Here is a 13,029-nt window from a genome sequence, read left to right as displayed (position 1 = left end):
TATGCCAGCGTCGCGAGTCGTCGCGACGCTCAGTTCATCGTGGCGGTCTGACCGATCCGCTCGACCCAGTAGAGCTGCTTGTGTCCTCGGTCCTCGAGGCTGTCGGCGACCTTCTGGGCCTCGGCCCGGGTGGCGTACCGGCCCACCCGGTAGCGGTTGCCGTTGTCGTCCTCGCGTATGACCAGCCACGGAAGCAGCGCACCGCTGTCGTTCATTGCGTTTCACCCTCCGCCGACGTACGTGTCCGGGAAACCGCATTGCGCATATGCCTGAGCTTACGCCCGACCTTTACGGAGCGGATACGGTTTTTCACGAAGAGGTACCTCACAGGCGTACGCATCCGGCCATGCGTACGAGTGGGCCGTGCGCGCCGGTTCGAACGGGGCGCACCGCATGCCCGGGCGGCGCCGCCGCGCCGTCGGACGGCGGGCGTCCGCGCAGGTGGCGTCAACGCGGCGGCGGGGAAGCGGCGGGACGGACTCACCCGGCCCGGCCCCGAGGCGGGGGAAGGGGGTCCCGGCATGCGGACCGAACCGTCCGGGGACACCGGGACCGGGACGGCGGAGGCGATCATCATCGCGCCGAAACCCGCCGGGTCGACGCGTTCGCGCCGGGCGCGCGTGAACCCCCGGGCGGCGCCCGGGGGTTCACGCGCGGGTACGAGCGGCTACCTCACGGGGAGGTGGTACGCCAGGCGGTAGCGGTCCGCCGGGACCACCACGTCGGCCGTCTCCACGGCCCGGCCTGACGCGTAGTAGGTGCGGCCGATGACCAGCACCACGTGCCCCGGCACCCCGCCGAGGAGCAGGATCTCCTCCGCCAGGCCGGGCCGCGCGCCGACCTCCTCCACCACGTTGTCCACGACCACGTCGATCGCGGCCATCCGGTCGACCACCCCGGAGCCGCCCAACGGCCCTTCCTCCGGCAGCATCACGGGGGTCCGGCCGGTCACGGCGAGCGGCTCCCAGGAGGTGGACAGCATCATCGCCTCCCCCGCGTCGCGGAAGACGTACCGCGTCCGCATGACGCGCTCGCCCGGCTCGATGCCGAGTCGCTTGGCGATCTCCGTGGGCGCGCCCGTCTGTTCGCTGCTCGACTCCCAGGTGCCGCGCGCGCCGGAGTCGGCCTGCTCCTGCCGGAACGGCGTCGAGGCGCCGCCCGTGCGGTAGCCGGCGCGGGCGACCCGCCGCGGGACCGGCTGTTCCCGTACGTACGTGCCGGATCCGGACCGACCCTCGACCAGTCCCTCCGCCATGAGGACCTTGCGCGCCTCCAGGGCCACGGTGTCGGAGACCCCGTACTCCTCGCGGATGCGGGCCTGAGAGGGGAGCCGGGCATGCGGGGGCAGAGAGCCGTCGACGATCTTCCGTCGCAGGTCCCCGGCCACGCGCAGATAGGCCGGCTGCTCACCGAAAGTCACTGGCCACTCCCATCAGGTTGACAGACAGCTACACCCTCGCAACCGACGGTTGAATACCGCAAGCAAGGGCCAGAGTTTCACCCGAAGTGATGAAGCCAGGTCACTCAAACCCGCTACCCTGCGTTACCCACAGCGCCCCCGCGGACGTCACACGGACGCGGAGGAGGATCCCTCGCCGGACCCGTCGTCCGGGTCCTCCCGGTCGCCCTGGCTGTCCTGCAGCCACTGCGGAACCTCCGTCGAAAGCCCGTACGCGCCGCGCAGGGCCTTCTCCGTCTCCAGGGACATCGCGGCCAGCGCCCGGTCCCACTGCCGGTCGAACTCCTGCGGCGTCGTCGCCTGCGAGGCGCGCTGCCAATGCTCGCGCGCCGCCTCGATCTCCTTGATCTGCGCCGGAACGGCCTTCTCCATCCCCGCCCGGGCCATGTCCCCTTGCAGGAGCTTCGCCTCGGCGCCCAGCGCCGCGTACAGCTCGCGCGCCCACGCCCGGTACTCGGGCAGCGCGTCCTCCACGTCGCGCTCGGGCGGCCGGCTCATCACGAACTCGACGGAGTTGGCGGCCCGCAGGAAGGCCGACTGCTCCGGCTTCAGCATCCCCTCGTCCCGGCGCAGACTGCCCCGCCGCTCCTCCTCGTTCGTACCGATCACGCAGAGCAGCACCCGGTCCCCCTCGGCCCAGGACTCGGGCGAGGGCGCGTAGTAGAACATCTCCGCGTACTCGGGCAGCGCCCACGTGTCCATCGCGTACTCGTCCTGGGCCTTCCAGCACGCGTCCTCGGATGCGCGGTCGGCCCCGCCCGACCCGGGCACGTCCGCCGTCCCCAGCACCTTCGACGCGGTGACCTCGCCGTGGTGCACCTGCGCGCAGTCGATCCGGTACGTCAACGGCCGTTCGTCGATCAGGTATCCGCCGGGGACGTTGAAGCACTCACCGGGCCGCAGGTCGTCGAGGTCCGTGAGCTCGCCCTCGACGTCGGAGTACTCGCTGAGCGACTCGAAGCGGTCGTCGAGGTCCGTGAGGATCCGCCCGGTGGCGAGGACCAGTACGCCGGTCATCACCACGGACACCGCCAGGCCCACGATCGCCAGCACCTTCCCCCGGTCTCCCCGCTTCGCGATCTGCACGAGGGCGGCGATGCCGAACGCCACGCCGAGCGGCGGGAAACACAGCAGTCCGGAGAGGAGCGAGGCGAGTGCGAAGCCGTTGAGCGCCGGCGGATGCTGTCCGTAGCCGGGCGGCGGACCCCATCCCGGCCGCGGTGAGGGCGGGGGCCAGGAGTGGCCCGGCCCGGGAGGAGGGGTCGGCGTGGTGCTCACTGGGGCGGACTCCATCGCAGGGGGCATCGTGGGGCGCGCCGCGGAGGGCGCGAACGAATGCGCGAAATAGTACGCAGCGGGGGCGACCGACAAGTCGGTCGCCCCCGCTGTTCCTCACGGCCCGGTCGGGGCCCGTGGCCCGGACCGGCCGGAGGCCGATCGGACGCTGATCAGAACTGGAGCGCCCAGGAGTCGATCTTCCCGGTGTCGCCGGCCGAGTTGTCGTTCACACGGAGCTTCCAGACACCGTTCGGGGCCGTCTCCGCCGAGGCGTTCACGGTGAAGGTCCTGATGATGTTGTCGTCGGCCCCGTTGGCCCGGTTGTGCAGGGTGTAGACGCTGCCGTCGGGCGCGACCAGGTCGACCTTGAGGTCACCGATGTACGTGTGCTTGATGTCGATCGGGACCTTCAGCGCCGACGGGGCGTTGCCGACGACACCGCTGACGGTGATCGAGGACTCGGCGGTCGCGTTGTCGCCCACCGCGTGGTCCGCGGTGTTCTCGAACCGCTTGCCCGGCGGGACGGGGCCCTGGGCGGTGACGTGCAGCAGGCGGTTCGGCGAGCCCGTGCCGCCGCCGCTGACCACGTTCGGAGTGGACGAGCCCACCAGGGCCGTCGCCACCTCGGTCGGGGTGCTGGCCGGGTTCTGCGAGAGGTAGACGGCGGCCGCGCCCGCGACGTGCGGGGTGGCCATCGACGTGCCGTTGATCGTGTTGGTGGCGCTGTCGCCGGTGCCCCAGGCGGAGGTGATGGCGGAGCCCGGCGCGAAGATGTCCAGGACGGAGCCGTAGTTGGAGTAGGCCGCCCTGGCATCGGTGCTGGTGGTGGCGCCGACCGTGATGGCCTCGGTGACGCGCGCCGGGGACTTCGTCGCGGCGTTGCTGGACTCGTTGCCCGCGGCCACCGCGTAGGTGATGCCGGAGGCTATGGAGTTGCGCAGGGCTGCGTCGAGCGCGGAGTCCGCGCCGCCGCCGAGCGACATGTTGGCGACGGCCGGCTTGACGGCGTTGCGGGTCACCCAGTCGATGCCCGCGACGACCTGGGCCGTAGTGCCGTTGCCGCTGTTGTCCAGGACGCGGACACCGACGATCTTGGCCTTCTTGGCCACGCCGTACGAGCTGCCCGCGACGGTGCCGGCGACGTGCGTGCCGTGGCCGTGGCCGTCCTGGGCGGTGTTGTCGTTGTCGATGGCGTCGTAGCCGTTGGAGGCACGCCCGCCGAACTCCTGGTGCGTGATGCGGACGCCGGTGTCGATGATGTAGGCGGTGACGCCCTCGCCGGCCTTGTCCGGGTAGGCGTAGCTCTGGTTCAGCGGCAGCGCACGCTGGTCGACACGGTCCAGACCCCAGGACTGCGGGCCGGGCTGGGTGGTACTGACGGTGAACGTGCGGTTCTGCACGACCGACTTGACCGCGGGGTCCCCGGCCAGCTTCTTGGCCTGTGCCTCGGAGACCTTGACGGAGTAGCCGTTGAGGGCCGCGCTGTAGGTCTTGTCGATCTTCGCGCCGTACCGCTTCGCCACGGCCCTGCCGCTGTCGGCGGTGGACCGGGCCGCGGAGTCCTTCAGGGTCACGATGTAGCTGCCGGGTATGGACCCCGGGGCTCCGGCGTTCTGGATGACACCCGGTACACCGATGCCGACGGCCGATGCGGGAAGCGCCGAAGCCGTGCCGAGCGCGAGGGCCACGACCGCGGTCGCGCTGATGCCGGCGATTTTCCGGCTTGTGTGACGCATCACTGGCATGTGACGGGTCCTCCTCCTAGGTGGTGCAAGCAGGGGGTGCGGCGCTGCCGCACAAGCGTGGCCATGACAACCCGTACGGCCCAACGGGCTGTCGCCGCCGAAAGGTTGACCCACCTTCGGCACGACCCGCACGGGCAGGGCGGACGCGTAACATCCGAGCCGTACCCCGGCCATGATCGAACAAAGGCGATCCGCACATGACGCACGCACCCCCCGGTTACGTCTGCTCAGAGGACGGTACACGCGCGGACGTCCGGACTGCGCCTTGGGGGTGCCCCGTCTGCGGTGGACCCTGGGACCTCGATTTCACGCCGGACCCGGCCGCGGTGCTGGAACCGTCCTCGGGGCCGAATTCGCTGTGGCGGTACGGCTCCGTACTGCCGCTGCCGGGGGCTTTCTCCGTTTCGCTGGCGGAGGGGCACACTCCGATGGTTCCGCTGGGGGAGCGAATTCAGGCCAAACTCGACTTCCTGATGCCCACTCTGTCCTTCAAGGACCGGGGCGCGGTGATGCTCGCGGAGCTCGCCCGGCGGCTGGCCCCGGAGCGGGTGGTGGCGGACAGCAGCGGCAACGCCGGGACGTCGATCGCCGCGTACTGCGCGCGGGCCGGACTGGACTGCGAAGTCTTCGTCCCCGAGGGCACGTCGGAGAAGAAAACCGAACAGATGCGGGCACACGGGGCGGTGGTCCGTGTGGTCCCCGGCGGCCGCGAGGCCGCGGCGGAGGCCGCCCGCACGGCGGCGGACGCGCCCGGGGTCTTCTACGCGAGCCACGTGTTCAACCCGTACTTCCTCCACGGGACCAAGACGTACGTGTACGAGGTGTGGGAGGAACTGGGCGGCCGGCTGCCGGAGGCCCTGGTGGTCCCGGTGGGCAACGGCACCCTGCTGCTCGGGGCGGCGCTGGCCGTGGAGGAACTGGCCCGGCGCGGGGTCCGGCCACCGGCCCTGATCGCGGTGCAGGCGGAGGCGGTGGCCCCGCTGGCCGAGGCGTTCGCGGCGGGCGCGGAGGACGCCGCCCCGGTGGAGCAGCGGCCGACCCTGGCCGAGGGGATCGCCATCCCTGCGCCGCCCCGCGCCCGCCAGATCCTGGCCGCGGTGCGCAAGTCCGGCGGCACCTTCCTGACCGTCCCGGACGCCGCCCTGCGCGAGGCCCAGCGGGATCTGGCCCGCCGCGGCCTCTTCGTGGAACCGACCGCCGCCGCGTGCTGGGCGGCGGTGGGCCCCTCGGCCCCCTCGGACCCCCTGCAGGGCCGCACGGCGGTGCTCCCCCTGTGCGGCTCGGGCGCCAAGACCGGCCTGGCCGCCCCCCACTGACCACCGCCGGGCTCCCCCCGCCCCTCCCGGTCCCGACGGCGTTCGAGGCGCGGGGCGGGGGCGGCGCACGCCGGGGCGGCACCCGCCCGCACCGGCCTGCACCGGCCTGCACCGGCCCCGGCACTCCGGCTACATGTCGGAATTCCGCGAGCCCGGACCCGCCCCGGTCTGGTGAACTGGCCCCATGACCACCCACGTTGATCTCGCCGCCAAGGCCGCCGCGTTCGCGGCCCTGCACACCCCCACCGCACCCCTCGCCCTCGCCAACGCCTGGGACGTCGCCGGCGCCCTCGTCGTCGAGGCCGCCGGCGCCCCCGCCGTCGCCACCACCAGCGCCGGCGTCGCCTGGTCCCTCGGGTCCCCGGACGGCGACGCGCTCGCCCGCGACCGGGCCCTCGACCTGGTCGCCCGCGTGGTGGCCGCCGTCTCCGTCCCCGTCACCGCCGACATCGAGGGCGGCTTCGGCGCCGACCCGGCCGGCGTGGGCGAGACCGTGACCGGGGTCCTGGCCGCGGGCGCGGTGGGCATCAACATCGAGGACGGCCACCGCGACCCCGCCGAGCAGGTCGAGCGCCTGGCTGCGGCGCGCGCCGCAGCCGATGCCGCCGGGGTCCCGCTCTACATCAACGCCCGCGTGGACACCTATCTCCGGGGCTTCGGCGAGAGCGCCACCCGCCTGGACGACACCCTCGCCCGCGCCGCCGCGTACCTCCGGGCGGGGGCCACCGGCATCTTCGTGCCCGGCGTCCTCGACCCGGACACCGTCGCCGAGCTGGCCAAGGGCATCGACGCCCCGCTCAACATCCTGGTCGGCCCCGGCGCCCCGGCCGTCGCCGCCCTCGGCGCCCTCGGGGTGTCCCGCGTCAGCCTCGGCTCCTGGGTCGCCGAGGCCGCGTACGCCGTGGTCCGCCGCGCCGCCGAGGAGCTGATCTCCGACGGCACTTACGGGTCGCTCGCGCACTCCCTCCCGTACGGCGAGCTGAACAGCCTGCTCAAGGGGTGAGAAACCCGGAAGCCTGTATGGGCCAACGACCATAGGATCCGAGCATGAGCACCTCAACACCTCTGGACGGCAAGGCTGCCGCCGGCTCCGCCACCGCCGCGCGCGGCAGGATCTCCGGCGCCGTCTGGTTCGCCCTCGCCCTCGTCTACGTGGTCTGGGGCTCGACCTACCTCGGCATCCGGATCGTCGTCGAGACCATGCCGCCCTTCCTCTCCGCCGGAGCCCGCTTCATCACCGCCGGACTGCTGCTGGCGGCCGTCGTCGCCTGGCGCAGCGGTCCGGCCGCGCTGAGGGCCACCCCTGCCCAGCTCGGCTCGGCGGCCCTGGTCGGCCTGATGCTGATCCTCGGCGGGAACGGCCTGGTCGTCCTCGCCGAGACCTCGGTGCCGTCGGGACTCGCCGCGCTGCTGGTGGCGGCGGTCCCGATGTGGGTGGTGGTGCTCCGGGCGAGCACCGGTGACCGGCCTCCGCGGCGCACCCTGGGCGGGGTGCTGGTGGGCCTCGCCGGGCTCGCGGTGCTGACCGGCTCGGGGATCGGCGGGGCGGTGCGGCTGTCGGGGGTGCTGATGGTGGTGGCGGCCTCGGTCCTGTGGTCGCTGGGCTCGTTCTCGGCGTCGAGGCTGGAGCTGCCGGGCAATCCCTTCACCGGCAGCGCCTACCAGATGGTCGTGGGCGGGACCGCGGCCGTGGTCGTCGGCCTGCTGCGCGGCGAGCAGCGCGGCCTGGACCCGGCGTCGGTATCCACCGCCTCCTGGCTGGCCCTGGCCTACCTGACGCTGATCGGCTCGCTCGTCGGTTTCACGGCGTACGTGTGGCTGCTCCAGGCCGCTCCCCTGTCGCTGGTGTCCACGTACGCGTACGTCAACCCGGTCGTCGCCGTCGCGCTGGGTGCGCTGATCCTCGACGAGGCCCTGACCTGGCCGATCGTGGTCGGCGGAACGGTCGTCGTGGCGGCGGTGGGTGTGATCGTCAGTACGGAGCGCAGGAAGCGGTAGCCGCGGCGCGGACGCGCTGGGCCCCGTGCGGCACGGGCCCGCTGACGGTCGTGCGGCACGAGCCCGCTCGGCCGCCTGCGACGCCGTCCCGCTCAGCCCCGCGCGGCCCGCTCGTACAGGGCCTTCGCGTGCTCGTCGAACAGTGCGGCCGTGGAGTCCACGTCCGTGTCCCCGCCGCTCAGCACGCCGATCAGCCGCCCGGCCCGCTCCGGACCGCCCCGGTCGGCGATCCAGGGGCTGCCGCTGGTCCCCGTCCAGAACCCGGCGCAGCTCATGTAGAGCATGTCGGGGTCGTCCTCGTCGTGGCGGGTCCGCGTCGTGCAGGAGACGGGCTTGTTCTGCGGGTTGTGCTCGGACTCCGGGTAACCGACGACGGTCACGTCCCGTTCGTACCCGGAGGTCCACTCGGGTACGGGAGCCTCGGCGCCGCCGCCGACCGCTTCCTGGACGCTGCGCCCGTCCTCGCCGGGCTCGATGGTGAGGAAGGCGAAGTCGGCGGTGTCCTCGCCCCACTTCGTCCAGCGGTCGTCCACGTGGATCGAACGGACCTTCCACACCCCCAGCGGCTGGGTGCCGGCACCCTCGCCGGAGAAGGCCGGGGCGAAGGAGAGCTCACCGATGGCCAGGCCGTCGTGGGCCACCTCGCCCGGCTGCCCGTCCTCGCCCGCGGGGGCCACGCAGTGTGCGGCGGTGGCGACGACGTTGCCCTTCGGGCTGTCGACGACGCTCGCCGTGCACCAGTGCTCGCCGCCCGCCATGAGTACTCCGACGGTGGGGAAGGGGAGCGCCGACGGTTCGGCGGGCGCCTCGACGAACGCGACGGCGCACAGCGCCGCGATCCCCGCCGCGGCCGCCGCCGACGCCCCCTTCACCACCGTGCTCATCACACGCCGGGCTCGGGTGTCGGTGCCTTCATCACCTTGCTGATCCACTCCAGGGAGCCCTCCCTCATGCCACGCACGTACGACTTTCCGTTGTGCTCACCATCCTGGATCACCTGCAGCCTGGTGTGCACGGGGCCCCTCCCGTACTCCTTCATGAACTTCTCGGCCTTCTCGCGGCCGGTCTCGGCGGTGCCGATCTGGAAGTTGATGTAGACCTCGGGGCCCTTGGCGTCGATCAGTTTCGCGGCGAGCTTCTCCGGGTTGTCCGCGTCCATGGCCTGCCTGTTCCCCTGCCACAGCGGGGAGTCGGGGACGATGTCGATCCCGCTCGCGATGGCCGCCTTGAACCGGTCGGGGTGCTTCAGGACGTGCTTGAAGGCGCCGAAGCCGCCCGAGGAGGAACCCATGAAGGCCCAGCCGTCACGGGAGGTGAAGGTGCGGAAATTGGCCTTCGCGAAATCCGGGACGTCCTCGGCCATCCAGGTGCCCATCCTGGGCTGGCCGGGGATGTCCGAACCGTCGAAGTGGTGCTTGGTGTCGCCGTTGATCACCGGCATGACGAGGATGAAGGGCAGGCTCGTCCCGGCCGCGGCCCCGTCGCTCACGGCCTTCTGGAGGCCGAGGCCGGGGCCCGTCCCCCAGTAGTTCGTCGGGTAGCCGCGACCTCCGGGCAGGGAGATCAGGACCGGGAAGCCGCTCTTGGCGTACCTCGGGTCGTCGTACTCCTTGGGCACCCACACCCACACGTCACCCGTGAATCCGGACTTCGCGCCCTTGAGGGTGGTCTTGGCGATCTGGGTGCCGTCGGGCAGCCGGTTGGTGCGGACGAACTCGGCCGCCGGCCCGGTGGGCATGAGCACCTCCGGGCCCGGGAGGACCTCGGAGGCGGTGGCTGTCTTCTCCTGGACCTTCCCGAAGGCGACCGGATCCCCTATGTCGGAGAAGAGGCCGAACTTGTACGCCGCCGCGCCCCCTGCGGCGAGGGTGAGCGCGAGCCCGCCACTGATCAGAATCATGCGCAGGCGGTGGGGGCGACGGCCGCCCTCGGTCATGGGGCTGCCGTCGCCTTGCTGGTCATGCTGCACGGTTTTGTCCCGTTCCTTCTCCGGCGCTCGCGCGGAGCGCGGGTCGGACCGATCGGTCCCCCTTACACCCCTTACAGAGGTATGAACGACGGGATGGGTTGCCTGGGACGGGCGGGACGTGGCGAGGGCCACGCGCCGAGGGCCGGGCTGCGGCGGCCGATGTCTCGGTGGATGCGGCGGCGGATGCGGCGGGGCGGGTCAGCCGGCTTCGGGCTTCGGACCCTTGAGGACCTTGCTGACCCATTCCAGGGAGCCTTCCTTCATGCCCCGGACGTAGTGCCAGCCGTTGTGCTCGCCGTTCTGGATGTCGCGGATGGTCATCTTGACGGGTCCCTTGCCGTACTGCTGCTGGAACTTCGTCATCCGCTCCTTCCCGCTCTCCTTGGTGCCGATCTGGAAGTTGATGTAGACCTCGGGGCCCTTGGAGTCGATCAGCTTCTGGGCGAGCTTCTCCGGGTTGTTCGCGTCCATCTCGGCCTGGTGGCCCTTCCACAGCGGCGAGTCCGGGACGATCTCGCCGCCACTGGCGATCACGGCCTTGAACTTGTCCGGGTGCTGCAGGACGGTTTTCATGCCGACGAAGGCGCCGGAGGAGGAGCCCATGAAGGCCCAGCCGTCGCGGGACTTGTAGGTACGGAAGTTGGCCTTGGCGAAGGCCGGGACGTCCTCGGCCATCCACGTGCCCATCTTGGCCTGGCCGGGGATGTCGGAGCCGTCGTAGTAGTACTTGGCGTCCGGGTTGAGCACCGGCATGATCACGATGAACGGCAGGCTGGTACCGGCCTTGGCACCGTCGGTGATGGCCTTCTGGAGGCCGAGGCTGCGGTCGGCCCAGTAGTTGTCGGGGAAGCCGTTGCCGCCGGGGAGCGCGATGAGGACCGGGAAGCCGCTCTTGGCGTACTTCGGGTCGTCGTACTCCTTGGGCGCCCACACCCAGACGTCACCCTCGAAGCCGGACTTCGCGCCCGCGATACGGGTCTTGGCGACGATCGTGCCGTCGTCGAGCTTGGCGGTCTGCTTGAAGGCGGCCTTCGGGCCGGTCGGCATGAGCACGTCCGGGTCGCCGGTGGGCTTGGCGGCCGTCGCCGGGGCGCTCGGGTCCGTCTTGCCGGCGGCAGCCGGGGGCTGGGGGTTCTTCCCGAAGCTCACGGCCTCGCCGTTGCCGGAGAACCAGTCGAGCTTCCAGGCGGCGAAACCGCCGCCGCCGAGCAGGAGCGCGAGGGCGACCGTCGCGCCGATCCATATTCGGCGCCGGGAGCGCCCGGACCGCGGGGGCTCGGGCACCGGGGGTTGCTCCGCGTACGCATAGCGCTGGGGCGGCTGCGGCGGCTGCGGGTACTGCGGATACGGGGACTGCTGGTGCGGGGACTGCTGGTGCGGGGGCGGCTGGTGCGGGGGCGGCGGCTGCTGGTACCGCTGTTGCTGCGGTTGCCGCTGCCGCTGCTCCTCGTCCTGGTACCCCGGGTACTGCTGGTATCCCTGGTGCTCCTGGTACGGCTGCTGCTCATCAGGCCGCGGGCGCTGCGGGTACTGGTGCACGGACTTCGCTCCGAACGGTCATGACTGCCCCCGAGGGCAGAACGGCTGGCATCCCCTACCTCTGATGTGCGAAACCCCCGCACAGTTCCAAATCAGAGCAAAGTCATGCCGGAGTACTCGGGGGCCGCCGGGTCTCAGCGCTGGGCGTCGAGCGCCTGCGCACATCGCCCCAGCAGCTGGATGAGCAACTCCCGCTCCTCACCGGTGAACGCGGCGGCGAGCGTGCGCTCCACCCGTACCGCCCCGGAATCGGCCAGCTCCAACGCCGCGCGCCCCTCGTCCGTGAGCCGGGTCTCCAGAACGTTGCGGTGCCATTCGTGCGGGGTCCGCGCGATGAACCCGCGCTCCTGCAGGTTCTTCAGCACGGTGTTCATGGTCGGCGGCGTCACTCCGCACAGCCGGGCGAGGGCGGCGGCCGAGATGCCGGGCTTCTCGGCGAGCCAGAGCAGCGCGGCGTATTGCGGAACCGTTACTGCGGCCGGCTTGCACGCCGCGTTCTTCGCCGCGAGGAGCGCCTGCTCGGCACGCTTGAGATGAGAGCCGATGCGCTCCTCGGGGGCCATGGAGGTCATGCCCGCATCCTACGGCCCCTTGCAAGCATTAGAGCTCTAACATACATTCGCCCTCACGCACTCACTAGAGGACGATGATGAAGACGAAGTCATTCCCGCCTGCCGCCCTGCCGACTGCGCTGCCCGCCGCACTGACCGCCGCCCTGGCCGTGGCGCTCACCCTGGGTGTGGCCCCGGCACGGGCGCAGGCCCCGGCCGAGTTGCGGAACCCGGCCGGCGACGCCCGGATATCCACCGCCTTCGCGATACCCGGCGCGAAGGTCTACCCGGAGGGCATCGCCACCGACCCCCGCACGCACACGGTCTACGTCGGCTCGTACGCGGACGGCACCGTCTACCGGGCCCGCCCCGGCCGCTCCGAGGCGGAGGTGTTCCTGCCCTCCGGCACCGACGGCCGCCGCACGGCGAACGGCCTGCGGGTCGATGCCCGCGGCCGCCTGTGGGTCACCGACTCGACCACGGGCGTGGCGGTCTACGACACCGCCGACGGGTCCCGCCTGGCGCACTTCGAGGTGGCCGGAGGAACGGGAGCCCCCGCCCACTTCATCAACGACCTGACCCTCACCCCGGACGGCACCGCGTACCTCACGGACAGCATCCGCGGCATGATCTACCGCGTGACCCCGGAGCAGCTGGCCATCGGCAGCGGCGTCCTGACCGAGGCCTACGACCTCACCCCGGCGCTGCGCCCCCGGCCGGCGGGCGGCTTCAGCCTCAACGGGATCGTCTCCGACCGCAAGGGCCGCTACCTGCTGACCGTCGACATGCCGGAGGGCGACCTCTACCGCGTCGACCTGCGCACCGGCGCCGTCCGCCGCGTCGCCCTCAGCGGCGGCGACATGAAGGCGGCCGACGGCCTCCACCTCTCCCCCGACGGCACCCTGCGCGTCGCGCACAACACCACCAACACGCTGACCCGCTGGCAGGTCGGCGCGGACGGATCCCGCGCCCGGCTGACCCGTACGATCACGGACCCGTCCCTGCAGATCCCCACGACCCTCACCCACACCCCGGGCCGCACGCTGGTGGTCCGCTCCCAGTTCGACAAGGGCGGTCCCATGACCCCCGGCTCGGGCACTCCCACCACGTTCACGGTCGCGGCGGTCCGCGGCCTCTGACCGGGACGGCCGGGCCCGGGCGGCCGGGCCCGGTG

The 13,029-nt window shown here is 72.0% G+C and carries 12 protein-coding genes; 4 read left to right on the top strand and 8 right to left on the bottom strand.

The genetic code is table 11. The features are described 5' to 3' along the window. Positions 1–29: 29 nt before the first annotated feature. The 4 genes from OG753_RS27085 to OG753_RS27070 all read right to left on the bottom strand — a co-directional run bounded on the left by OG753_RS27085 (position 30) and on the right by OG753_RS27070 (position 4,482). On the bottom strand, positions 30–215 hold the full coding sequence (locus OG753_RS27085) for an SPOR domain-containing protein (protein ID WP_030012541.1): 186 nt from the start codon (positions 213–215) through the stop codon (positions 30–32). Between the two features lie 452 nt (positions 216–667). Further along, positions 668–1,420 carry a GntR family transcriptional regulator gene (locus OG753_RS27080; protein WP_383199538.1) on the bottom strand — a complete coding sequence of 251 codons (753 nt, stop codon included), beginning with the start codon at positions 1,418–1,420 and terminating at the stop codon, positions 668–670. 147 nt (positions 1,421–1,567) lie between these two features. After that, complete coding sequence (locus OG753_RS27075; protein WP_405790469.1) at positions 1,568–2,737, bottom strand: DUF4190 domain-containing protein; 1,170 nt, start codon at positions 2,735–2,737, stop codon at positions 1,568–1,570. 170 nt (positions 2,738–2,907) lie between these two features. Then, positions 2,908–4,482 (bottom strand): S8 family peptidase, encoded by a 1,575-nt coding sequence (locus OG753_RS27070; RefSeq protein WP_327264261.1) that lies wholly within the window; start codon positions 4,480–4,482, stop codon positions 2,908–2,910. Between the two features lie 197 nt (positions 4,483–4,679). Here OG753_RS27070 and OG753_RS27065 point away from each other — a divergent pair, with 197 nt between their 5' ends. The 3 genes from OG753_RS27065 to OG753_RS27055 all read left to right on the top strand — a co-directional run bounded on the left by OG753_RS27065 (position 4,680) and on the right by OG753_RS27055 (position 7,796). Next, positions 4,680–5,798, top strand: a complete 1,119-nt coding sequence (locus OG753_RS27065) for a threonine synthase (RefSeq protein WP_327264260.1) — start codon at positions 4,680–4,682, stop codon at positions 5,796–5,798. 184 nt (positions 5,799–5,982) lie between these two features. After that, complete coding sequence (locus OG753_RS27060) at positions 5,983–6,801, top strand: isocitrate lyase/phosphoenolpyruvate mutase family protein (protein ID WP_383200487.1); 819 nt, start codon at positions 5,983–5,985, stop codon at positions 6,799–6,801. Positions 6,802–6,845: 44 nt separating this feature from the next. Beyond that, positions 6,846–7,796 carry an EamA family transporter gene (locus tag OG753_RS27055; RefSeq protein WP_405790468.1) on the top strand — a complete coding sequence of 317 codons (951 nt, stop codon included), beginning with the start codon at positions 6,846–6,848 and terminating at the stop codon, positions 7,794–7,796. Positions 7,797–7,888: 92 nt separating this feature from the next. On the opposite strand, the gene OG753_RS27050 is transcribed toward OG753_RS27055, so the two are convergent. The 4 genes from OG753_RS27050 to OG753_RS27035 all read right to left on the bottom strand — a co-directional run bounded on the left by OG753_RS27050 (position 7,889) and on the right by OG753_RS27035 (position 11,876). Continuing rightward, complete coding sequence (locus tag OG753_RS27050) at positions 7,889–8,680, bottom strand: trypsin-like peptidase domain-containing protein (protein ID WP_327264257.1); 792 nt, start codon at positions 8,678–8,680, stop codon at positions 7,889–7,891. Further along, on the bottom strand, positions 8,680–9,765 hold the full coding sequence (locus OG753_RS27045) for an alpha/beta hydrolase (RefSeq protein ID WP_405790467.1): 1,086 nt from the start codon (positions 9,763–9,765) through the stop codon (positions 8,680–8,682). Before OG753_RS27045 ends, OG753_RS27050 begins: the two co-directional genes overlap by 1 nt. 198 nt (positions 9,766–9,963) lie before the next feature. Beyond that, positions 9,964–11,049 (bottom strand): alpha/beta hydrolase, encoded by a 1,086-nt coding sequence (locus tag OG753_RS27040; RefSeq protein ID WP_405792821.1) that lies wholly within the window; start codon positions 11,047–11,049, stop codon positions 9,964–9,966. 389 nt (positions 11,050–11,438) lie between these two features. Beyond that, entirely contained in the window at positions 11,439–11,876 is a 438-nt protein-coding gene (locus OG753_RS27035) for a MarR family winged helix-turn-helix transcriptional regulator (protein WP_405790466.1), read from the bottom strand. A 77-nt stretch (positions 11,877–11,953) separates the two neighbouring features. Here OG753_RS27035 and OG753_RS27030 point away from each other — a divergent pair, with 77 nt between their 5' ends. Continuing rightward, the gene (locus OG753_RS27030; protein ID WP_405790464.1) at positions 11,954–12,994 is read left to right on the top strand and encodes an SMP-30/gluconolactonase/LRE family protein; all 1,041 of its coding nucleotides are present in this window, start codon (positions 11,954–11,956) and stop codon (positions 12,992–12,994) included. Positions 12,995–13,029 lie beyond the last annotated feature (35 nt).

Source organism: Streptomyces sp. NBC_00029 (assembly GCF_045160505.1).
Taxonomy (GTDB): domain Bacteria; phylum Actinomycetota; class Actinomycetes; order Streptomycetales; family Streptomycetaceae; genus Streptomyces.
Note: the sequence above shows the minus strand (reverse complement) of the source record. Positions and strands in the feature narration are given on the sequence as shown.